Here is a 19932-nt window from a genome sequence, read left to right as displayed (position 1 = left end):
GACGCGGTCCTAGATACTCATGCGGCTGATTTCGAGGTAGGCGGAGACGACCTTGTCGCGGATGGCGATGGTCGTCTGCAGGGCCTGCTGGGCGCTCATCACCGCGTCGACCACCTGGCGTGTGTCGGCGTCGCCCCGCAGCGCCTGGATCGATACCTGTTCGGCATTCTGCAAGGTGTTGACGGTCTTCGACGCCGCCTGGCTCAGCGCCTCTGCGAAGGAGGTGCCGACGGTGTCGGTCGCGGCCTGCGGCGAAACGATGCCCTGCAAGGCGCCGGTCGCCGCGTCGGCGCCGTCGGTTGCCGGCTTGAGCTGGAGCGCGCCAATGTTGCCGATGCCGCTGATCATTGCTGGTTCCTCATCAGGTCGATGGTCATGGAAATCAGGTCGCGCGCCTGCTTGATGACCTGCAGATTGGCCTCATAGGAGCGGTTGGCCTCGGTCATGTCGGCCATTTCGATCAGCACGTTGACGTTGGGCATCTTGACGTAGCCCTTCTCGTCGGCGGCTTCGTTGCCGGGCTGGAACTCGATGGGAAAATCGGAGGGATCGCGCGCCACCGAGCTGACCTCCACGAGCTGGCCGCCGGTCGAGCGGTCGAGTTCGGAAGCGAAGCTGATGGTTTTGCGGCGATAGGGGTCTGCGCCCGGCGCCGTGCCGGTCGATTGCGCGTTGGCAAGGTTTTCCGACACCACGCGCAGGCGCTCGGACTGGGCGCCCAGGCCGGACGCGGCGACTTTGAGAGCTGCGGTCAGCGCGTCCATGGTCAGCTCTTCACCGCCATCATCATCATGGAGTGGAAGGCTTTGACGATCGCGGTGTTGAGCTCGAAGGAGCGGCGGACCTCACCGGCCTTCATCAACTCGTCTTCCACCACCACGCTGTTCTTCGACGGCATGATCGAGCCGGTGCTTTCCTCCGGCTTGATGCTGAAACCAGCATTCGTCGCCTCGCCGCCGAGATGCCCGGCCTGGGTGGCCTGCAGCGACACCGCGGTGCGGTCGAGGACCTTCTCGAACGGCTCGACATCGCCCGCCGTGTAGCCCGGCGTGTTGGCGTTGGCGATGTTGGACGCAATGGCCGACTGGCGCACGGCCAGCCACTGCGACTGCTTCGTGGCGAGATCGAAAAGGTTGACGGGCTCCATGGGAATCTCCGGACGGGGTTCCCAGAGACTAGGCCGCCAGTCTTGCGCGGACCTTGCGCGGGGCCGGCATGGCGCAGCGCCGCGCGACCGGCCCGCGCGCCGCTATCTGGAGAGGTCGATCACCTGGTCGGTGCTGGTGACCATGACCCATTTGCCGCCGCGTTGCTCAATCGACGAGACGATGCTGGAATCCGGCAGCTTTGAGCCGCGCTGGACGATCCACAGGCCGGCGTCGTCCTCGATCATGGCGCGGCCGTTGGCAACATGCACCATGCGGAACTTGGGATCGGCCGGAAAGGGCTGCTGGTCGACGCCCGGCGCCTCAGCGGGATCCTCGGGGTCCTGCAGCGTGCCGGTGGCGAACAGGTCGACATCGGGAACATCCTTGGCCGTCAGCGGCTGGCCGGGATTTTCCATTTGTGAGCCACCGCTGACGCGTCCGGCATTGCTGCCGCTGCCGCCGAACTTGATGGCCTGCACGCCGAACTGTTCCTGGTTGAAGAAGATGTACCAGGGAAACAGCGCGCAGATCAGGCCGAGCGTGACGCCGAGCGCCGCGACGACGAAATCGCTGCGCCGGTCGGGCTTCTTGCCCAGCCGCGGGAATTCCGCCTTCGGCGGCGTGGGCCATTCCGTGCGCGGGAACAGGTCATCGATCAGCGAATCGCGGCTGGCCTGTATCGTCTCGGCGGCCGCAACCTGGGCAGCCGCGGGCAAATCATCCCCGGCGGTCCTGGCAGGCCCGGCGGTCCTCGGAAGGGCGGGCTTCGCCGCCTTGGCCAGGACAGCCCCGGTCTTGGCCGCGACCTTGGCGGCCATGGCGCGCGCGGCCTTTGCTGTGGCGGATCGTGCTTCCTCGGCCAAGGCGTCTTCCTTGGCCCTGGCGTCGTCGATCATCTCGCGCAGCAGGCGCTCGGTATATTGGCGCTCACTCTCCTGCATCGCCATTCTGCTTTCCCTTCAGGTAGCGGGCGAGGTCGGCGAACGGATCGACGGACGCGCGGTCCTTCGGCGACTGCGTCAGCGCCTCGTAGATCAGCGGCACCTGGCGCACGGCGATGTCGAGCTCGGCGTCGGCGCCGCCCTGGTAGGCGCCGAGCAAGCGGATGTCGCGCGTGTCCTCGAAGCGCGAGATCATCGACTTCAGCCTGGTCACCAGCATCCGCTGCTCGGCGCTCCAGGCCTTGTCGGCCAGGCGCGAGATCGACGACAGCGGGTTGACCGGCGGATAGCGGCCCTGTTCGGCGATCGCGCGATCGAGCACGACATGGCCATCGAGGATGCCGCGCACGGAATCGGCGACCGGATCGTTGTGGTCGTCGCCGTCGACCAGCACCGAAATGATGGCCGTGATCGACCCCTTGCCTTTGACTCCGGGGCCCTCGGCGCCAGGTCCGGCGCGCTCGAGCAGCTTGGGCAGGTCGGTGAACACGGAAGCCGGATAGCCGCGCGCGACCGGCGGCTCGCCGGTTCCGGTCGCCACCTCGCGCAGCGCGTGGGCAAAGCGCGTGATCGAATCGAGCACCAGGAGCACGCGGTGGCCCTGGTCGCGGAAATGCTCGGCGACGCGCATGGCGGTGTCCGGCGCGCGCCGACGCATCATGGCGCTTTCGTCGCTGGTCGCAATCACGGCCACGGTCTTGGCCATGCTTTCGGCGCCGATCGTGTCCTCGAGGAACTCGCGCACCTCGCGGCCGCGCTCGCCGATCAGGGCGACGACGACCGTATCGAAGGCATCGGCGCCGGCCAGCATGGCGAGCAGCGTCGACTTGCCGACGCCGGAGCCGGCAAAGATGCCGAGACGCTGGCCGAAACAGAGCGGCGTGAAGATGTCGATGACCCTGACCCCGGTCATGAAGGCGGTGCCGACGCGCTGCCGCGCCATGGCGCCCGGGGTCGTGGCATCCTCGCCCGGCGTGGATGCGGGCCTGACCAGCGGCGGGCCGCCGTCGATGGCGCGTGTCAGCGCGTCGATGGCGCGCCCGCGCCACGAGGCATGCGGCGTCACGGCCAGCGGTCCGCGGCGAAACACGGCGTCGCCCATGCCGGCGTCGGCACTGCGCTCGAAGGGGGCCACAACCACCTCGTCGCGGCCGATCCTGACGATTTCGCCGCGACGCGTGCCGGCAAGGCCGCGCTGCTCGACGATATCGCCCAGCCTGGCGATGTCGGAAAGGCCGCGCACCTTGTAGTGGGTCGGCGAGATCTCGGCGACGCGACCGCCGCGCCGGAGAAGGGACTCGGCGCGGTCGAAGCGGCGCAGGACGCGTTCCAGGGCGGCAAGCCGGTCGGCAGGTGCTGCTTCCGGCTGCTTTTCCAGAGCGCGCAGCGAGGGTGGGCTGGTCGACATGCCTTTACTTGGAGCCGAGCGTCTTGATCGCGTCGTCGGTCGTCGAATCGGTCTGGCGCATCAGCGCCGCCGTGTTCTCGAAGGCGCGCTGGACCATGATCAGCCGGGTCATTTCCTGCACCGGATTGACGTTGGATTCCTCGAGGAAACCCTGCGCCACGCCGACGTCGGAGCGATCGGTCACAGGTTCAGGCGTCCGCGCGGGCACGATGCCGGAATTGCCGTAGCGGACGAAATTCTGCCCTGGGTCGAAATTGTAGAGGCCGATGGCGCCGACCAGCTGGTCGTTCTGCCTGAGCGAGCCGTCGGCGCCGGCCTTGGGCGGTCCGTTGCGAGGGTCGAGCTGGATCGGCGCGCCGCCGCCGTCGAGCACCGGATAGCCTTCGATCGACATAAGCTCGCCGTTCTCGTTCATCGAGAAGCGGCCGTCGCGGGTCATCACCGTGCCGCCCGGCGTCTCGATGGCGAACCAGGCATCGCCCTGGATGGCGAAGTCGAAAGGATTGCCGGTCTCGGTCATCGAGCCGTGCGCCGTCGAAAGATAGGTGTTGCCCGAGGAGGCGAAGGAGACCGACTTCGGCCCGGTGCCGGAGACGACATCCTCGAATTTCACGCCGGTGGCGCGAAAGCCGATGGTCGAGGCATTGGCGACATTGTCGGCGATGGTGTCGAGCCGGCGCTCGAGCGCGATCTGCGAGGAGAGGGCGACGTAAAGGCTGTCCTGCATGGTGTTCTCAGAATTTCAGTTTCTGCATGGCCATCATCAGATCGGTCGAGATGCCGACCGTGGTCGGCTGGGAAAAGAGCACGCTGACCGATGTCGTTGCCGTCGAGGTCGGGTTGTTGATCTCCCACAGGCTGGTGAAGCGGGTCAGGAACTTGTTCAGCTTGTCGGTGTCCTTGAAGTCGGCGATGTCGAGCTTCTGCTCGAACAGCTGCGCCTGCTTGTCGATGTCGGCCGAGGCGAAGGAATCGGGCAGGCCGAGGGCGGTGCGCACCACGCTGGCAAGCGCAGTGTCGGCCAGCACGTCGTACCAGTTGGTGATGTCGGGCGCCTTGCGCTGGAAGTAGAGCGCAAGCCGCACGCCTTGATTGGTCTCGCCGGCGTTCTCCTCCAGGGTCTGGCGCATGTATTTGTCGACCGCGCCTTGCTGGGCGGAGGGAAAGAGCGTGGCGGTCGAGCCGTAGGCGGCAAAGTTGAACGCCTTGACGAAGGCGGCATAGCGCTTGTCGCTCAACTTGTTGGCGAAGCTGTCCGAATCCGAGACGCCTTCCTTGAGCGCCTTGACCATGAAAGCCTTGGCATAGGCCATGTCGCCCAGGCCGTATGCCTTCATGGCATAGGTGAACAGGCGGGTGTCCTTGACGAAGTCGTCGATGGTTTTGATGTTGCCGATATTGGCGAGATAGTAGTCGGTATCGCGCTTGACGACGGGCTGCGCCTCAACCTGGTCGATCGCCTTGGGTATGTCCTTGGCGATAAGTTGGTAGCTCGTATAAGTGTTCAACACGCTGTGCGCCTCCGGCCGAAGCTATCCCAGGAAAATACAGTCACTTCCTTGCGCGAAGCTGAATCGGCCCCGCAACCCGCGATCCGGACCTCGCGGGGTTGAAGCCTCGTCGATTCAAGCCTCACACAAGGCACGGGGATTATCGGTTGGGACCTGCGGTGACATGCGGAAGGATCTTGCGTGGGCATTCTGATCGGACTGGTGGTGACGCTCGGCTGCGTCCTCGGCGGCTTCATGGCCATGGGCGGCCATCTGCACGTGCTGATGCAGCCCTGGGAAGCGGTGGTCATCTGCGGCGCGGCGCTCGGCACCTTCCTCGTCGCCAACCCGATGAAGACCGTCAAGGACACCGGCAAGGGCATTCTCGAAGCGTTTAAGCAGGCGGTGCCGAAGGAACGGGATTATCTGGAGACGCTCGGCGTGCTGCACAGCCTGATGCGCGAATTGCGCTCCAAGTCGCGCAGCGAGGTCGAGGCGCATATCGACAATCCGGAAGAGTCGGCGATCTTCCAGGCCTTCCCGACGGTACTGAAGAACCACGACCTGACGCATTTCATCTGCGACTACTGCCGCATCATCATCATCGGCAATGCGCGCTCGCATGAGATCGAGGCGCTGATGGACGAGGAGATCCAGACCATCAGGACCGACAAGTTGAAGGCCTACCACGCGATGGTGGCGGTGGGCGACGGCCTGCCGGCGCTCGGCATCGTCGCCGCGGTGCTCGGCGTGGTCAAGGCGATGGGCGCGCTCGACCAGTCACCGGAAATCCTCGGCGGCCTGATCGGCGCCGCACTCGTCGGCACCTTCCTCGGCATCTTCCTGTCCTATGCCGTCGTCGGCCCGGTCGCCACCAAGATCAAGACCGTGCGCGAGAAGAAGAACCGCCTCTACATCATCGTCAAGCAGACGCTGCTCGCCTACATGAACGGCGCGCTGCCGCAGGTCGCGATCGAATTCGGCCGCAAGACCATCTCGTCCTACGAGCGGCCGACCATCGATGCGGTCGAGCAAAGCACGATGAACACCGGCTCGGGCGAAAAGAAAGCGGCCTGAGCATGCGTGAAGACAGACAAGGCCGCTCGCCATCATGACCAGTCCGGGCAGTCCGTCGCAGACCCGTTCCCTGATCATCGAACGTCTCGTCGGCGACAGCGGCGAGGCCGATCATGTCATCGGCGCCGGCCGGGGGATGGCCGAACGCGCCGTGCCGCTGCTGCAGAAGAGCCTTATCGGCGAACTCGGCGCACCGGTCACCGTCGATCTGCGCGCGGTCGCGGTCAGCCGTGTTCCCGAGGCGCGCAGCGATGCCGGCGACACATTCGCCATGACCATCGTCGCCTCGCCGACCTCCTCCGATGCCATGACCCTGGTGCTCGACGCGCCGGGCATCGCGGTGATGGTTTGCGCGTTGTTCGGCGGCGACCCGGACGTGCCGGTCTCGCCGATCGAGCGCGAGCTGTCGCAGATCGAAACCGACGTGGCGACGACGGTGTTCCAGCTGGTCGCGCAGGCGCTCAATGGATCGGGCAAACGCTCGCTCGAATTGCGGCTGCCGGTGCAGAGGGCGATGTCCGGCATGGAGGCGAAGCGGCGCGTGCTGCGTGACGGGGCGTCGGTCCGCATGGTGTTCGGCATCTCGACGCCGACCGACAGCGGCACTGTCACGGTGATGATCCCGCAGCGCGTCCTGCTGGCTACTCGCGGCGGCGCTGCCGGCGCCCACGAGGACGATCACGCGGCCGGCTCCGACTGGCGCGCGCGCTTCTCCGAAGAAGTAATGCGCTCGGCGGTGATGCTGGAAGCGACGATGCCGCTTGCGCGGCTGACGCTCGGCGACCTCGCCAGCCTCGAAGTCGGGCAGATCATCGAATTCGAGGAGACGGCGCAATCGCAAGCGCGGCTCAGCGCGCGCGACAAGACGTTGTTCGTCTGCGATTTCGGCAAGCTCGGCCAGAACTACACCGTCCGCGTCCGGCAACCCTACGATGCCGGGCAGGATTTCATCGACGGGCTGATGCCGGGCTGACGCCGGGCTGGCCCGATTTTTTGGAGACGACGTATGGCAAAGACCAAGGTGGAAGCCGACCCCGACCAGCCGGACGAGCAACTCGACCGCGCCATCGAGGAACTGCGCGGCGTCCTCAAGGAAGAGGAGCGGCGGCCGGACGCGGCCCTGCGGGCGGCATCAGGCGCCAATTCCAGCATCATCATGGCCATTCCGGTCGACGTGCAGATCATCCTCGGCAGCACCGAGATGGCGGTGTCCGACCTGATGGCGCTGCAGAAGGGCTCGACGGTGGCGCTCAACCGGCGCATCGGCGAACCTGTCGACGTCGTGGTCAATGGCCGCAAGATCGCCCGCGGCGAGATCACCGTGCTTGAAAGCGATCCGTCGCGCTTCGGCATCAGGCTGACCGAAATCATCGCCGCCACCAAGAGCGCATAGGCAATGGCCGGCGCGCCCATCGATCGCCTGCAAGGACAGACAGCATGACGACGCTGACCACGCTGACGCGCCCGCAGAAGGCAGCCGCCATCCTGGTGGCGATGGGCAAGCCCTCGGCCAGCCGGCTCTTGAAATTTTTCAAGCAGGAGGAGCTGAAGGCACTGATCGAAGGGGCGCGCCTGCTGCGCACCATCCCGCAGAACGATCTCGAGCGCATCGTCGCCGAGTTCGAAGCCGAATTCACCGAGGGGGCGGGACTGCTCGATTCCGCTGACCGGATGGACACCATCCTCAACGAATCGCTGTCGCCCGAGGAAATGAGCGCCATCATGGGCGACAAGAGGTTCGAGGTGGCGCCCGAGGGGCCGCCGCCGATCTGGCCCGACCTCGAAAAGCTGGAGGCCGGCCGCCTCGGCGCCTTCCTGTCCGGCGAGCATCCGCAGACCTCGGCCTTGGTGCTGTCGAAACTTTCCTCGCAGACGGCGGCCAATGTGCTGCTGACGATGGAAAAGCCCATCCGCAGCCAGATCATCAAACGCATGGTCACATTGGCCGCGGTCCCTGACGCGGCGGCCAAGATCGTCGAAAGCCAATTGCGCAGCAGTCTGCTGTCACAGGCGGCGGCGAAGGACATCTCGGTCGGACAGGCGCGTGTCGCCAGCGTGCTCAACGAAATGGACAAGCCTCAGCTCGAAGAGGTGATGCACGACCTGGAGGAGGCCGGCACGCCTGATCTCGACGGCGTCAGGTCGCGGCTGTTCGCCTTCGACGATTTGCCGCTGCTGACCCAGAAGGCGCGGGTGCTGCTGTTCGACGGGCTGTCGACAGAACTGGTCACGCTGGCGCTGCGCGGCGCGCCGCCGGCGCTCACCGAATCGGTGCTGTCGGCGATCGGCGCAAGGTCGCGACGCATGATCGAATCCGAGCTCGGCCAGGGATCCGAAGGCGTCGCGCTGGCCGACATCCTGGGAGCCCGCAAGACGATCGCGGTGGCCACGATCCGGCTGTCGCGCGATGGGGCGTTCGAACTCCCCTCATCGGCACAGAGCGAAGCGGCATGATGGCGACGGCTCGGTTGACGCGCCATGGCTGAAGCGGTCGACAAGGACTCCAAAACCGAGGAAGCAACAGAAAAGAAGATCCGCGACACCGTCGAACAGGGCAAGCTGCCCCATTCGCGTGAAGCGGCGATCTTCACCTCCTTCGTCGCCATACTGGTGTTCACGGTGTTTTATGCCAAGGACGCCATCGTCGATCTCGGCATGTTCCTGTCGATGTTCCTGGAAAAGCCGGAAGCCTGGCCGATGGACACCGAAAACGACGTCATCGCGCTCTACCAGTCCGTCATTTTCGAGATCGGCCGCGCCGTCGTCAGCCTGCTGGTGCTGCTGGTGGTGGCCGGCGTCGGCGCGTCGGTGTGCCAGAACATGCCGCAATTCGTCGGCGACCGGATCAGGCCGCAGCTGTCGCGCATTTCCATCACCAAGGGCTGGAGCCGGATGTTCGGCGTGCAGGGCTTCGTCGAGTTCCTGAAATCACTGGGCAAGCTCGGCTTTGCCGTCGTCGTGCTTGGCTTCACGCTGTCAGAGGATCACCGCAGGCTGCTTGCCGGCATGATCACCAATCCGGTCGCCTTCGGCCTTGTCATCCGCAGCATCGCCGTCGACATACTGGTTGCGATCGTCTTCGTCATGGGGCTGATCGCGGCGGTCGACCTCGTCTGGTCCCGCTTCAACTGGCGGCGCGACCTGCGCATGAGCAAGCAGGAAGTCAAGGACGAGATGAAGCAGTCGGAAGGCGACCCGATCGTCAAGTCGCGGCTGCGGTCGCTGGCGCGCGACCGGGCGCGCCGCCGCATGATGACGGCGGTGCCGCGCGCCACCCTGATCATTGCCAATCCGACGCACTTTTCCATTGCGCTCAAATATGTCCGCGAGGAGGATTCCGCGCCCCTGGTGCTGGCCAAGGGTCAGGATCTGGTGGCGCTGAAGATCCGCGAGATCGCCAGGGAGCACAACATCCCGATCTTCGAAGACGTGGCGCTTGCGCGCTCCATGTACAAGCAAGTTTCGGTTGATAGCGTGATCCCGTCGCAATTCTATCAGGCCGTCGCCGAGCTGGTGCGGATCGTCTACTCGAAAAAGGCTGAGCGCAGACTGACCTCATGAACCGGCAAGCTTATGCAAAATCCCGCGAAATCATCGTCGCCAGCGCCATCGAGCAGGTGATCGCCGAACTCAGGCTGATCGATGTCGCCGACTATATCGCTTTCATACGGCTGGAGCATTTCGCTTGCCTGTCGGACCTGGTGGATTCGGCGGCCGAACTGTTCTTCATGCCGGGTACGCTCAGGCTCGGTCACGGCGGCGAAGCCCATGTCGACTGGAGCGGCAGCCCGCGCATCGTGCTCGACCTCGAGCTCAGGCCGCCCGGCGTCACCGTCTATTTCCAGCTGACGCTGAGCGAAGACAAGGACCATGTCGTGGTCAACTACGTCTCGTTCGAAAAGCCGGGCGAGAATCCGGAGCACAACACCGCTTTGCTGGAAGCGGTGATCGAGCAGGCCCGCATCCGCAGGACCGAGCCGCTCGCCTACTGAAAATCCGCCTTTGATGAAAGCAAGGCGCGGCGGTCGATCGACCACCGCGCCTGGCATGCCGTTGCCTCGAACCGGCGCGCGCTTTTGGCCCGGTCCGAGTGTAGAGAGTTCGCGGGTCGATCTATTCGATGAGGCCGAGCCGAAGCGCCTTGGCCACCGCCTGGTTGCGGTTGACGGCGTTGAGCTTCTGCGTCGACTGGGTCAGGTACTGGTTGGCGGTGTGCACCGACAATTTCAGCAGCTTGGCGATCTCCTCGCTGGTGTTGCCGTTGGCGGTCAGCTTCAGGCATTCGAGCTCGCGCTTGGAGATCGAGCGCATCCGGCTGGTGTCGGTCGGACGGATGCGGGCAACCGCGGCAAAGAGCGAGAAGCAGCGGGCGTGGATCTCGTAGAGCACGTCCTGCGGCAAGGCGATTTCCGATCCGAGGAAAATGACCAGGCCGCATTGGCCGCGGTCGGCATGGACGGGAAAGGCGATGCCGTTGGTGCCGGGCGCGAGCGGCGCGGTTCTTTCGGCCCAGGCAAGGTCCTGGAAGGCCTGCTGGGAGCTGGCGATGCCGTCGTCCGCCCACCAGCGCGGCGCCGTGGAGATGCGGGTGTGGCGCACCATTTCCTCGCCATTGGCGCCGGAGATGAATTTGGTGGCCACGGAGGTGCCGGGGTAGTCCGAATCGAAGCTTGGCACGAGGCGGGCCCGTTCCAGCGAAGGGCTGACGAAGAACAGGCCGAAAGCCCCGGCATTGATGTCGACGGCGATCCAGCGGCAGCGGCGCACGGCGTCCGGAATGGTGACGGCGTGGTGCGTTTCGGAGCCGAGCGAGAAGGCGCCGAAGGGGCTGCGCTGCTCGTTGAAGAGGGCCTCGGCTGCCTCCTTGACCTGTGCCTGTTTCAAATGATGCCGCTCCTGATCGCCGTCGCGATGGCCATCGCGCGGTTGCTGGCCGCGAATTTCTGGATCGCGTGGGTGATGTAGCTGTTGACGGTGTTCGACGAGACGCCGAGGATCAGCGCGACCTCGTCGGTGGTCTTGCCCTCCGACACCCAGAACAGGCATTCGCGCTCGCGGTCGGACAGCGGGTCCTGCATGGCAGCGGCGGCGATCAGCTGCGGGATGTTGGACAGCGCGTAGCAACACTTCAGCTGGGCCTTCATCAGCCCCGGCTGGTCGATCTTGCCGGCCTGGGCGGCCGAGAACAGCACGAACAGGCGCTGGCGGCCGACATTCAGCCGCAGCGAGTAGATTTCGGCATGGCCGAGCACATCGAGCAGGCGGGCCTCCTCGCCGCTCAGCAGCGCGCCGGCATCGGGCGCCTGGGCGGCCACCAGCGGCCTCGGGCGGTTGCCGGGCGACGCGGTCAGCGGTCCCTGGGCGAGGCCGGCTATCAGCCGTTTGCCGATGAGTTCGATGGCGTCGAATATCCAGTTGGAGGACACGATGCGGGCATCGCTGCGATCCTGGTCGTGGATGATGGCGACAAGCATGTAGCTGTCGGCGCCGATCTCGGCGGCAAGCTGCATGAAAAAGCTGGTGAGGTCGCCGCGAGACGCCAGGCGCGATGGTTCGGATTGGAGAAGCGCGGCGGGACTGCTCATCTTATGCTTTGGCCGGAATCGATCCATGTGCCCGGTGCTGGTGTCGCCAGCGGCCGAACCCGAAATACGCGTCACTGTCACGAAGACACACTCAAGGCGCGGTCAGCGCCCAACCAGGTCGGAATCCCTACAGGGAACGCGAAGCCGTCCGCGTCTGGTGCCGGCCGAGTGCCGGAACTTGAGACTTTGGGTGGTCGCCGCGCCCCCCGAGGACCGGCTGATTCGGGTCTAATCTACCCGTAGATGAATCCGACATCAAACGCGATTTGACAAAATCGAATCCGGTGGACTCGGATCGCGACTCAGGGGCCGTTTCGCGCTGCTTTCAACAGGTCTCTTCGATGGAAAAGCGAGGGCGGTGCCGGGCCGCCATATCGGGGCGCGGCCGATTCGGCTAGGATTCGTATGGCGGCAATGGATGGGCGTCCGTTGCCGGTGGTCTTGCGGGGGAAACGATGAGCGATTCATTCCAGGAAGTGACGTCCGTCTCGTGGTTCGGACGGATCAAGCGCGCGGTCGGCGGGGTGGTCTTCGGCCTGATCCTGATCGTGCTGATGGTGATCGGTCTGTTCTGGAACGAAGGCCGCGCGGTGCAGACGGCGCGCTCGCTGGCGGAAGGCGCCGGCGCCGTCGTCTCGGTCGGCGTCGACAGCGTCGACGCCGGCAATGACGGCAGGCTGGTGCATGTGACTGGACCGGTGACGGCCGATAACGGTCTTGCCGATCCGGATTTCGGCATTCAGGCCGAGGGGCTGCGCCTGTCGCGCAGCGTCGAGATGTACCAGTGGAAGGAAGACTCCAAGTCGGAGACGACGAAGAAGCTGGGCGGCGGCGAGGAGACGGTGACGACCTACAGCTATTCGAAGGTGTGGGACGACAGCCAGATCGACTCATCCGACTTCAAGAAGCCCGATGGCCACCAGAATCCGCCGATGGCGATCCACAGCAGGAGCTTCCAGATTGCGGAGGGCAAACTCGGCGCCTTCACGCTCGACAGGCCGGTGCTCGACCGCATCGGGGGCGACAAGGAATTTTCGCTCTCGTCCAGCCAGTCGGCTGCGATCGAGGCTGCCTATACCGGTGCAAAGCCGATCAACATCGTCGACGGCAGGATCTATCTCGGCGCCGATACGACGTCGCCGGCGCTGGGCGACTATCGCATCGACTACGAGCTGGCGCCGCTCGGCACCGTCAGCATCGTCGCGCGCCAGGGCGGCGACCGGTTCGAGCCCTACCAGACGGCGGCCGGCGATGCGTTGCTGATGGTGGATACGGACGACGTGCCGGCCGACAGGATGTTCGCCGAGGCGGTCAGCGCGAACACGCTGATAACCTGGCTGCTGCGCGCCGGCGGCCTGATCCTGCTGACGATAGGCTTTGCGCTGCTGCTCGGCCCGATCGGGGTGATCTTCGACGTCATACCCTTCCTCGGCAGCCTGGCTCGTTTGGGCACCGGCATCATCGCCTTCGTCCTGGCGATCCTGGTCGGGACGACGACGATCGCCATCGCCTGGTTCTGGTATCGGCCGGTGCTGGCGGCCGCCATCCTGGCCGCGGGCGTCATTGCTGCGGTGGCGGTGTACATGCTTGGCCGTTCCCGCAAACCGGCCGTGCCGTCCGCGGCGCCGAGCCCCGGCGCTGCCGCCTAGCGTAGAGTTCCAAAGGGCGGCTGCGGGCGCCCTTTGGCTTCCTACCTGTCCTCGAAGCTGGTCAGCACGCCGACGGCGTTGATGCCGATCTCTTCCACAGCATAGCCGCCTTCCATGACGAACAGCGTCGGCAGGCCGAGCCTGGCGATGCGGCGGCCGATCTTGGGATAGTCGGCGCTCTTCAGCTTGAACTGGCTGATCGGGTCCTTCTCGAACGTGTCGACGCCGAGCGACACCACGACGACATCGGGGGCGTAAGCGGCAAGCTTGGCGCAGGCATCCTCCAGGGAGGCGTTCCAGCCGTCCCAGTCGGTGCCGAACGGCATCGGGTAGTTGAGGTTGAAGCCTTCGCCTTCGCCGATCCCGTGCTCGTCGGCATGGCCGAGGAAGAACGGATATTCGGTCATCGGATCGCCGTGCAGGTTGATCACCTGGACGTCGCCGCGGCCGTAGAAGATCTCCTGCGTCCCGTTGCCGTGATGGTAGTCGACATCGAGGATCGAGACGCGCCTGGCGCCCTGGTCGAGGAACCACTGCGCGGCGACGGCGGCGTTGTTGATGAAGCAATAGCCGCCCATGAAGGCGGCGCCCGCATGATGGCCGGGCGGGCGGCAGAGCGCGAAGGCGGCCGGCTCGCCGGCCTTGACCAGTTCCGCCGCCGTCAGCGCCACTTCATAGGACGACTTGATCGCCGTCCAGGTGCCTTCGACGAAGGTGGCGCCGGCGTCGAAGGAATAATAGCCGAGCAGGCCGTCGATGCGCTGCGGCGGCATGTCGCCGCGCAAACCGCGCGTCGGCCAGGTGAACGCCATGGCCGAGCCCTTGTGCCCCTCAGCCGTCCATCGCGGCCAGACGGTCGGCAGGAAGTCGATGTAGTCGGCACTGTGCACGCGCTTGGCGGCGGCGAGATCATGCTCGACCGGCCCGATGATCGGCCCCAACTTCTCGCTCTCGACGCGCGCCCTGATGAATTCCGCCCGCGACGGCTTTTCGAAACCCGGCACGATCGCCGACGTGACCAGTTCCATCTGGCCTGCATGGCCGGCGTGAAGCGGCGAGTAGACAGTCTTCATGAAATTCCTCTCGAAGTGCGAAATCAGTCAAGATTGAGATAGGGGTTCACCAAGGCGAGCCACATCACTTCCACATCGTCCTCGATAAGGTCGTATGTCTTGCGATCCCTTTTCAGCCCCACAAGCCGGCATGCGTGCCCGACCTCCATCATCAGCAAGCCGAGGCGGCTCGCGACCTTGTCTTCAAGAGCCGGGTTCACATGCTGCAGCCATGCGGCGTAGAGGGCGACGATCTGGTCGTCATATTCGTTCTGGATCGGCCTCAGGTCGGCATTTCCCGATATGGCCTCGATCACCGGCATCAGGCTGGCGTTGTCGAGATAGAGCTTCGAGGTGTCGATGAAGAGCTTGCGCACTTCCTGGCGAAACTCTTCGCGGTTGGTGGGCGGGGCGACCTCGATGCGCCTTGCGATCACCTCCGGAAACGACGACAGCCAGCGCCGGGCGAGGTCGAGAAGAATGGCCTCCTTGTTTGGAAAATACTGGTAGACCGAACCGACCGACAGGCCGGCATGCTGGGCGATGGCGAGCGTCGTCGGCGCCTTGGTTCCTTGCTCCCGTGTCAAGGTCAGCGCCGCGTCGAGAATCCTGTCGACCACCTTGCTCGAACGTTGCTGGCGCGGCTGCTTGCGCGGTTCGAGCGCTATCCTGGTTTCGCGGCTGAGGCTGCGCTTCACGGCTCTAGGTCCCCGTTCCCCGCCCGGTCTCAAGACAGGCGCTGGGTGCTGTCCACAATTCATTCGAAATTCGGAGCGTTGACAAACGCGAATAATTAGTCGCATTCTTTATCCACGCTGTCTGCCGGGATAACAAGGGGAATTTCGAAGACAGCGCGCTGGCATCATTCTTGTCCCATGGCGCGCCGCTCCGGCGGAGTGGAACGCCGTTGGTCAAGGGTTGCCGGTCACGGCCAGTCGTCAAAAGCGCGGAGTCGCGATGTCTGTCACGGGTGCGGATCACAATGCGGATCTGATCGTCGTCAACGGTCGTGTGCTGACCATGGATGCCGACAATCCCGCCGCCGAAGCCATTGCCGTCAAGGACGGCGCCATCATCGCCATCGGCAGCCGTGCCTCGATAGAAGGCTACACGGGAGCAGCCACCAGGATCGTCGACGCCGGGGGCGGCTCGGTGATCCCCGGCTTCATCGAAGCCCACATGCATCTGTTTTCGGGCGCAGCCGAGCTTGCGCATCTGCAACTGTCGGGCGTCCACGGCTTCGAGGCGCTGCAAGCAGCGATCCGCGATTATGCATCGGCATGGCCCGACGCCAAGATGCTGGTCGCGCAAGGCGTCGACTATACCGTGCTTGGCGACGAGCGGGTGACGCGCCACCATCTCGACGCGATCCTGCCGGACCGGCCTTTCGTCATGGCCGCTCCCGACCACCACACGATGTGGGCCAACACCAAGGCGCTTGAACTGGCAGGCATCCTGCACGGACGCACGCTTGGTCCGGGCAACGAAATCGTCATGGGCGAGGATGGCCTGGCCGCGGGCGAGCTGCGCGAGGGCGAAGCGTTCGGTCCGGTGCTCGATCTTGCCGGCGAAGGCCGGGTGCGGCTCGGGTTGGCGACCGGCGGCGAGCCGGATCCGACGCCGACCGCTGCCGAGCGCGCCGCCGACCGCGACATCATGCGGCGTGGGCTCGCCTGGTGCGCGCGCCACGGCATCACCTCGATCCACAACATGGACGGCAATCTCTACCAACTCGAGCTGCTGGCCGAGATCGAGGCCGAGGAGGGCTTGCCCTGCCGCGCGCAGATACCGTTTCACTACAAGAATTTCATGACGCTCGACATGCTCGACAAGGCGTCCGTCATGGCCGAACGCTACAAGGGCGAGTGGTTGTCGTCGGGGATGGTGAAGGTCTTCTACGACGGTGTGCTCGATTCCTGGACGGCGGTGATGGTCGAGCCTTATGCCGACCGGCCGGACTGGGTGGGCGAGCCGCTGTTCACGCCGCCGCAGTTCGCCGAGCTTGCGGTCGTCGTCGACAAGCTCGGGCTGCAGATGGCGGTGCATTCGATCGGCGACGGGGCGGTGCGCGCCGTGCTCGACGGCTACGAGGCGGCCGCCAAGGCCAACGGCAAGCGCGACAGCCGGCATCGTGTCGAGCATATCGAGGTCATCACCGACGACGATGTGCCGCGCTTCGAAAAGCTTGGCGTCATCGCCTCCATGCAGCCGCCGCATCCACCCGGCGCGATGGATTTTCCGCTGGAACCGACGGTGTCGCGCATCGGGCAGGCCCGCTGGCCGCTAAGCTATGCATGGCGGACCCTGAAGAATGCCGGCGCGCGCGTCGTCTTCGCCTCCGACTGGCCGGTAGCGCCGATCGATCCGATCCTGGGCATCCAGGCGGCAGTGTTGCGCAAACCATGGGCAAGCACCGACCCCGATCAGAGATTCTCGCTGCACGAGGCGATTGCCGGCTATACGGTGGAAGGGGCCTATGCCGAGTTCATGGAGAACCGCAAGGGCCGCCTGAAGCCGGGCTATCTGGCCGACCTGGTGGTGCTCTCGGCCGATATCGAGGCGACCGCGCCGGAAGACCTGCACAAGGTGCGGCCGGTCACCACGGTTTGCGGCGGAAAGGTCACCTATCAAGCCTGACGGTGGCACGGGAATTGCTTTTTAGTCCAGTCCAAGCTCCGCAGTTGCCAAGCCGATTGGCTTATGGTGACAATCAAACAGGAACAAAACCTGCCGCCAAGAGCAGGCCATCTCAATGGGGTAATCGTGCCGGAACAACCGGATAAGAATGCGATCGAGGTTCGTGGCGTCCGCAAGGTATTTGGCAGCGGTGAAAACCAGGTTGCCGCTCTCGACACGGTTTCCGTGTCGATCCGCGAAAACGAGTTCTTCACGCTGCTGGGCCCTTCCGGCTGCGGCAAGACAACGCTTCTGAGGCTGATCGCCGGCTTCGACTTTCCAACCGCCGGCGAGATCCTGCTGTACGGCCAGGACATCGCGCCGCTGCCGCCGTTCAAGCGGCCGGTCAACACCGTGTTCCAGTCCTACGCGCTGTTTCCGCACATGACGGTGGCCGAGAACATCGGCTTCGGGCTGGAAATGCTCGGCAAGTCCAAGGCCGAGATCAAGGCGCGCGTCGGCGAGATGCTGAAGCTGGTCAAGATGGAGGCGCTTGCAGGCCGCCGCACCAGCCAGATCTCAGGCGGCCAGCAGCAGCGCGTGGCGCTCGCCCGGGCCCTGGCGCCGCAGCCGAAGGTGCTGCTGCTCGACGAGCCGCTGTCGGCGCTCGACTACAAGCTGCGCAAGGAGATGCAGATCGAGCTGAAGCGGCTGCAGCACGAGACCGGCATCACCTTCATCTTCGTCACCCACGACCAGGAAGAGGCGCTGACGATGTCGGACCGCATCGCGGTGATGTCGTCGGGCAAGATCCTGCAGGTCGGCACGCCCTGGGACATCTACGACAAGCCGGCGGAACGCTTCGTCGCCGACTTCATCGGCGAGACCAACTTCCTCACCGCCGCCATATCGGGCATGGGCGGCGGCAAGGCGCGGGCGACGCTCAAATCCGGCGCGACCATCGAGGCGACGGTGGCCGAAGGCTTCCAGCCGAAGGACAACGCCACCGTGGTGGTGCGGCCGGAGCATGCCAAGCTGACCAGCGGCAAGGGCGATCTGTCGGGCACGGTCGAGAACATCGTCTATTTCGGCACCGACACGCATATCCATGTCCAGCTGGACAGCGGCGAGGCCTTCACCGTGCGTCAGCAGAACACGCGCAGCGCCGGCTGCGGCTTCGAGCGCGGCGACAAGGTCGGCATCCAGATCGGCAACGACGCCGCGCAAGTGCTGAGGGACTGATGGCCACCGCGGAACAAGTCGCCAAGGAAGCGGAACGGCGCGACGTCCGCACGCGCTGGCTGCTGTCGGCGCCGGCGCTCATCATCATCTTTCTGGCGGCGACCGGCCCGCTGCTGATCGTGCTGGTCTATTCGCTGCTGACGCCCGGCGCGTACGGCGACGTGAAATGGCAATTCTCGCCGGAGGCCTGGCTGTCGGTGTTCATGGAGCGTGACATTTTCGACGACACGCTTTCGCTTGCCGCCGCTCACGTCACCATCTTCTGGCGCTCCATCAAGCTGGCGATCGTGACGACGATCGCCACCCTGGCGCTGGGTTTCCCGACCGCCTATTTCATGGCGACGCGCAGTGAAAAGACGCGCGACATCTGGCTGTTCCTGATCACCATACCGTTCTGGACGAACCTGCTCATCCGCACCTTCGCGGTGCTGCAGATCATCCGCAACGAGGGCATCATCAACACCATCCTGATCAAGCTCGGCATCGTCTCGGCGCCGGTCCAAATCCTGTTCACCGATACGGCGATCCTGATCGGCATGGCCTATGTCTACCTGCCGCTGATGGTGCTGCCGATCTATGCCAGCATGGAGAAGCTCGACTTCCGGCTGGTCGAGGCCGGCTACGATCTCTACGCCAGCCGGTTCCAGGTGCTGCGGCGCATCATCTTCCCGCTGGTCAGGCCGGGCGTCATCGCCGGCTCGATCCTGGTCTTCATTCCGGCGATCGGCGCCTATGTCACGCCCAGCGTGCTCGGCGGCGGCAAGAACATGATGCTGTCCAACCTGATCGAGCTGCAGTTCGGGCAGGGCCGCAACTGGCCGCTCGGCTCGGCGCTGTCGATCACGGTGATGATCATCGTTATGGTGGCGCTGCTGGCCTATGTGCGCAATGCCGGACGGGCGGAGGTGCGCCATGGCTAATTTCTCGATCAAGCACCAGCCGGGCTTCACCGCGATCGCGGCGACCTGCTTCGTCGTCCTCTATCTGCCGATCATCGTCCTGGTGTTCTACGCCTTCAACGCCGCGACATCGACCTCGGAATGGGGCGGCTTCTCGCTGAAATGGTTCCAGTCGGCATGGCAGAACACGCAGGTCATCGATGCCACCGTGCGATCGTTCCAGATCGGCTCGGTTGCCGCGGTGCTGGCGACCATCGCCGCAACCATGGCGGCGCTGGCGACGACCCGGACAGCGGCCTATCCCGGGCTGACCTTCAAATACGCGGCGATCAACCAGCCGCTAATGGTGCCGGAGATCGTCACCGGCGTGGCGCTGCTCATCTTCTTCTCGCGCATCAAGATTTTCACCGGCTATTCCGGCCTCGGCTATCTGATCGCCGCGCATACGGCGTTCTGCATCCCCTTCGCCTACCTGCCGATCCGGGCGCGGCTGGAGAACATGGACCTGACGCTGGAACGTGCCGCCGCCGATCTTTACGCGACGCCGTGGCGGACGTTCCGCCGCATCACGCTGCCGCTGCTGTGGCCCGGCATCCTGGCCGGGCTGATGCTGGCCTTCGTCATCTCGCTCGACGACGTCGTCATTACCGAGTTCGTCAAGTCGGGCGGCCAGGACACGCTGCCGACCTACATGCTCGGCCAGATCCGTCGGGGGATAACACCCGAGATAAACGCGATATCGACCGTATTCCTGCTCTTGTCGGTCGCCATCGTGACGTTGTTTTTCTTCATCAGCAGGAAACGCGATTAGACATCAGAAATGGG

General features: G+C 64.9%; 22 protein-coding genes. 11 read left to right on the top strand and 11 right to left on the bottom strand.

Annotated features, from left to right (window positions below; translation table 11 throughout):
• Positions 1-9: 9 nt before the first annotated feature.
• The 7 genes from EN857_RS07405 to EN857_RS07375 all read right to left on the bottom strand — a co-directional run bounded on the left by EN857_RS07405 (position 10) and on the right by EN857_RS07375 (position 5008).
• Positions 10-348 (bottom strand): flagellar hook-basal body complex protein FliE, encoded by a 339-nt coding sequence (locus EN857_RS07405; RefSeq protein WP_127285021.1) that lies wholly within the window; start codon positions 346-348, stop codon positions 10-12.
• Positions 345-764: a flagellar basal body rod protein FlgC gene (gene flgC, locus EN857_RS07400; RefSeq protein WP_127311691.1), complete on the bottom strand. Its 420-nt coding sequence runs from the start codon at positions 762-764 to the stop codon at positions 345-347. The genes EN857_RS07405 and flgC overlap by 4 nt, the downstream gene beginning before the upstream one ends.
• A 2-nt stretch (positions 765-766) precedes the next feature.
• Positions 767-1147: a flagellar basal body rod protein FlgB gene (gene flgB, locus EN857_RS07395; protein ID WP_127311690.1), complete on the bottom strand. Its 381-nt coding sequence runs from the start codon at positions 1145-1147 to the stop codon at positions 767-769.
• Positions 1148-1249: 102 nt separating this feature from the next.
• Complete coding sequence (locus tag EN857_RS07390) at positions 1250-2095, bottom strand: hypothetical protein (RefSeq protein WP_127393850.1); 846 nt, start codon at positions 2093-2095, stop codon at positions 1250-1252.
• Entirely contained in the window at positions 2076-3497 is a 1422-nt protein-coding gene (fliI, locus tag EN857_RS07385) for a flagellar protein export ATPase FliI (protein WP_128346518.1), read from the bottom strand. The genes EN857_RS07390 and fliI overlap by 20 nt, the downstream gene beginning before the upstream one ends.
• Before the next feature lie 4 nt (positions 3498-3501).
• Positions 3502-4224, bottom strand: coding sequence for a flagellar basal-body rod protein FlgF (gene flgF, locus EN857_RS07380; protein WP_127283906.1), 723 nt, complete (start codon positions 4222-4224; stop codon positions 3502-3504).
• 7 nt (positions 4225-4231) lie between these two features.
• Positions 4232-5008, bottom strand: a complete 777-nt coding sequence (locus EN857_RS07375; RefSeq protein ID WP_187331326.1) for a DUF1217 domain-containing protein — start codon at positions 5006-5008, stop codon at positions 4232-4234.
• A 180-nt stretch (positions 5009-5188) separates the two neighbouring features.
• On the opposite strand from EN857_RS07375, the gene motA reads away from it, so the two are divergent.
• From motA to EN857_RS07345, 6 genes are read left to right on the top strand one after another with little or no spacing between them, the layout of a single operon-like run.
• A complete protein-coding gene (motA, locus tag EN857_RS07370; RefSeq protein WP_127393963.1) occupies positions 5189-6064 on the top strand; it encodes a flagellar motor stator protein MotA in 876 nt (291 codons plus the stop codon).
• A 34-nt stretch (positions 6065-6098) separates the two neighbouring features.
• The gene (locus EN857_RS07365) at positions 6099-7037 is read left to right on the top strand and encodes a FliM/FliN family flagellar motor switch protein (protein WP_128345993.1); all 939 of its coding nucleotides are present in this window, start codon (positions 6099-6101) and stop codon (positions 7035-7037) included.
• A gap of 33 nt (positions 7038-7070) precedes the next feature.
• Positions 7071-7457, top strand: a complete 387-nt coding sequence (fliN, locus tag EN857_RS07360; RefSeq protein WP_127283902.1) for a flagellar motor switch protein FliN — start codon at positions 7071-7073, stop codon at positions 7455-7457.
• Positions 7458-7501: 44 nt separating this feature from the next.
• On the top strand, positions 7502-8518 hold the full coding sequence (locus EN857_RS07355) for a flagellar motor switch protein FliG (RefSeq protein WP_127392608.1): 1017 nt from the start codon (positions 7502-7504) through the stop codon (positions 8516-8518).
• A gap of 24 nt (positions 8519-8542) precedes the next feature.
• Positions 8543-9625, top strand: a complete 1083-nt coding sequence (flhB, locus tag EN857_RS07350) for a flagellar biosynthesis protein FlhB (RefSeq protein ID WP_135858255.1) — start codon at positions 8543-8545, stop codon at positions 9623-9625.
• On the top strand, positions 9622-10056 hold the full coding sequence (locus EN857_RS07345) for a hypothetical protein (protein WP_127283899.1): 435 nt from the start codon (positions 9622-9624) through the stop codon (positions 10054-10056). Before flhB ends, EN857_RS07345 begins: the two co-directional genes overlap by 4 nt.
• A 121-nt stretch (positions 10057-10177) precedes the next feature.
• Here EN857_RS07345 and EN857_RS07340 read toward each other — a convergent pair whose 3' ends face one another.
• Both EN857_RS07340 and EN857_RS07335 read right to left on the bottom strand, forming a co-directional pair.
• Positions 10178-10948 carry a helix-turn-helix transcriptional regulator gene (locus EN857_RS07340; RefSeq protein WP_128274216.1) on the bottom strand — a complete coding sequence of 257 codons (771 nt, stop codon included), beginning with the start codon at positions 10946-10948 and terminating at the stop codon, positions 10178-10180.
• Positions 10945-11649, bottom strand: coding sequence for a helix-turn-helix transcriptional regulator (locus EN857_RS07335; protein ID WP_127392611.1), 705 nt, complete (start codon positions 11647-11649; stop codon positions 10945-10947). The genes EN857_RS07340 and EN857_RS07335 overlap by 4 nt, the downstream gene beginning before the upstream one ends.
• A gap of 455 nt (positions 11650-12104) precedes the next feature.
• Here EN857_RS07335 and EN857_RS07330 point away from each other — a divergent pair, with 455 nt between their 5' ends.
• Positions 12105-13298 (top strand): TMEM43 family protein, encoded by a 1194-nt coding sequence (locus EN857_RS07330; RefSeq protein WP_127392612.1) that lies wholly within the window; start codon positions 12105-12107, stop codon positions 13296-13298.
• A gap of 41 nt (positions 13299-13339) precedes the next feature.
• On the opposite strand, the gene EN857_RS07325 is transcribed toward EN857_RS07330, so the two are convergent.
• Positions 13340-14371, bottom strand: coding sequence for a histone deacetylase family protein (locus EN857_RS07325; RefSeq protein ID WP_127392613.1), 1032 nt, complete (start codon positions 14369-14371; stop codon positions 13340-13342).
• A 23-nt stretch (positions 14372-14394) separates the two neighbouring features.
• Positions 14395-15048, bottom strand: coding sequence for a TetR/AcrR family transcriptional regulator (locus EN857_RS07320; protein WP_127392614.1), 654 nt, complete (start codon positions 15046-15048; stop codon positions 14395-14397).
• Between the two features lie 259 nt (positions 15049-15307).
• Here EN857_RS07320 and EN857_RS07315 point away from each other — a divergent pair, with 259 nt between their 5' ends.
• From EN857_RS07315 to EN857_RS07300, 4 genes are all read left to right on the top strand, one after another.
• Entirely contained in the window at positions 15308-16987 is a 1680-nt protein-coding gene (locus EN857_RS07315; RefSeq protein ID WP_127392615.1) for an amidohydrolase, read from the top strand.
• 126 nt (positions 16988-17113) lie between these two features.
• Entirely contained in the window at positions 17114-18208 is a 1095-nt protein-coding gene (locus EN857_RS07310) for an ABC transporter ATP-binding protein (RefSeq protein WP_128345992.1), read from the top strand.
• A complete protein-coding gene (locus EN857_RS07305) occupies positions 18208-19128 on the top strand; it encodes an ABC transporter permease (protein WP_127283891.1) in 921 nt (306 codons plus the stop codon). Before EN857_RS07310 ends, EN857_RS07305 begins: the two co-directional genes overlap by 1 nt.
• Positions 19121-19918, top strand: a complete 798-nt coding sequence (locus tag EN857_RS07300) for an ABC transporter permease (protein WP_127283890.1) — start codon at positions 19121-19123, stop codon at positions 19916-19918. Before EN857_RS07305 ends, EN857_RS07300 begins: the two co-directional genes overlap by 8 nt.
• The last annotated feature ends 14 nt before the right edge of the window (positions 19919-19932 follow it).

The sequence above is a fragment of the Mesorhizobium sp. M4B.F.Ca.ET.214.01.1.1 genome (assembly GCF_004791545.1).
In the GTDB taxonomy this organism is placed as follows: Bacteria; Pseudomonadota; Alphaproteobacteria; order Rhizobiales; family Rhizobiaceae; genus Mesorhizobium; species Mesorhizobium abyssinicae.
The sequence above is the reverse complement of the archived record's forward strand: the minus strand, read 5'-3'. Positions and strand labels throughout refer to the sequence as shown.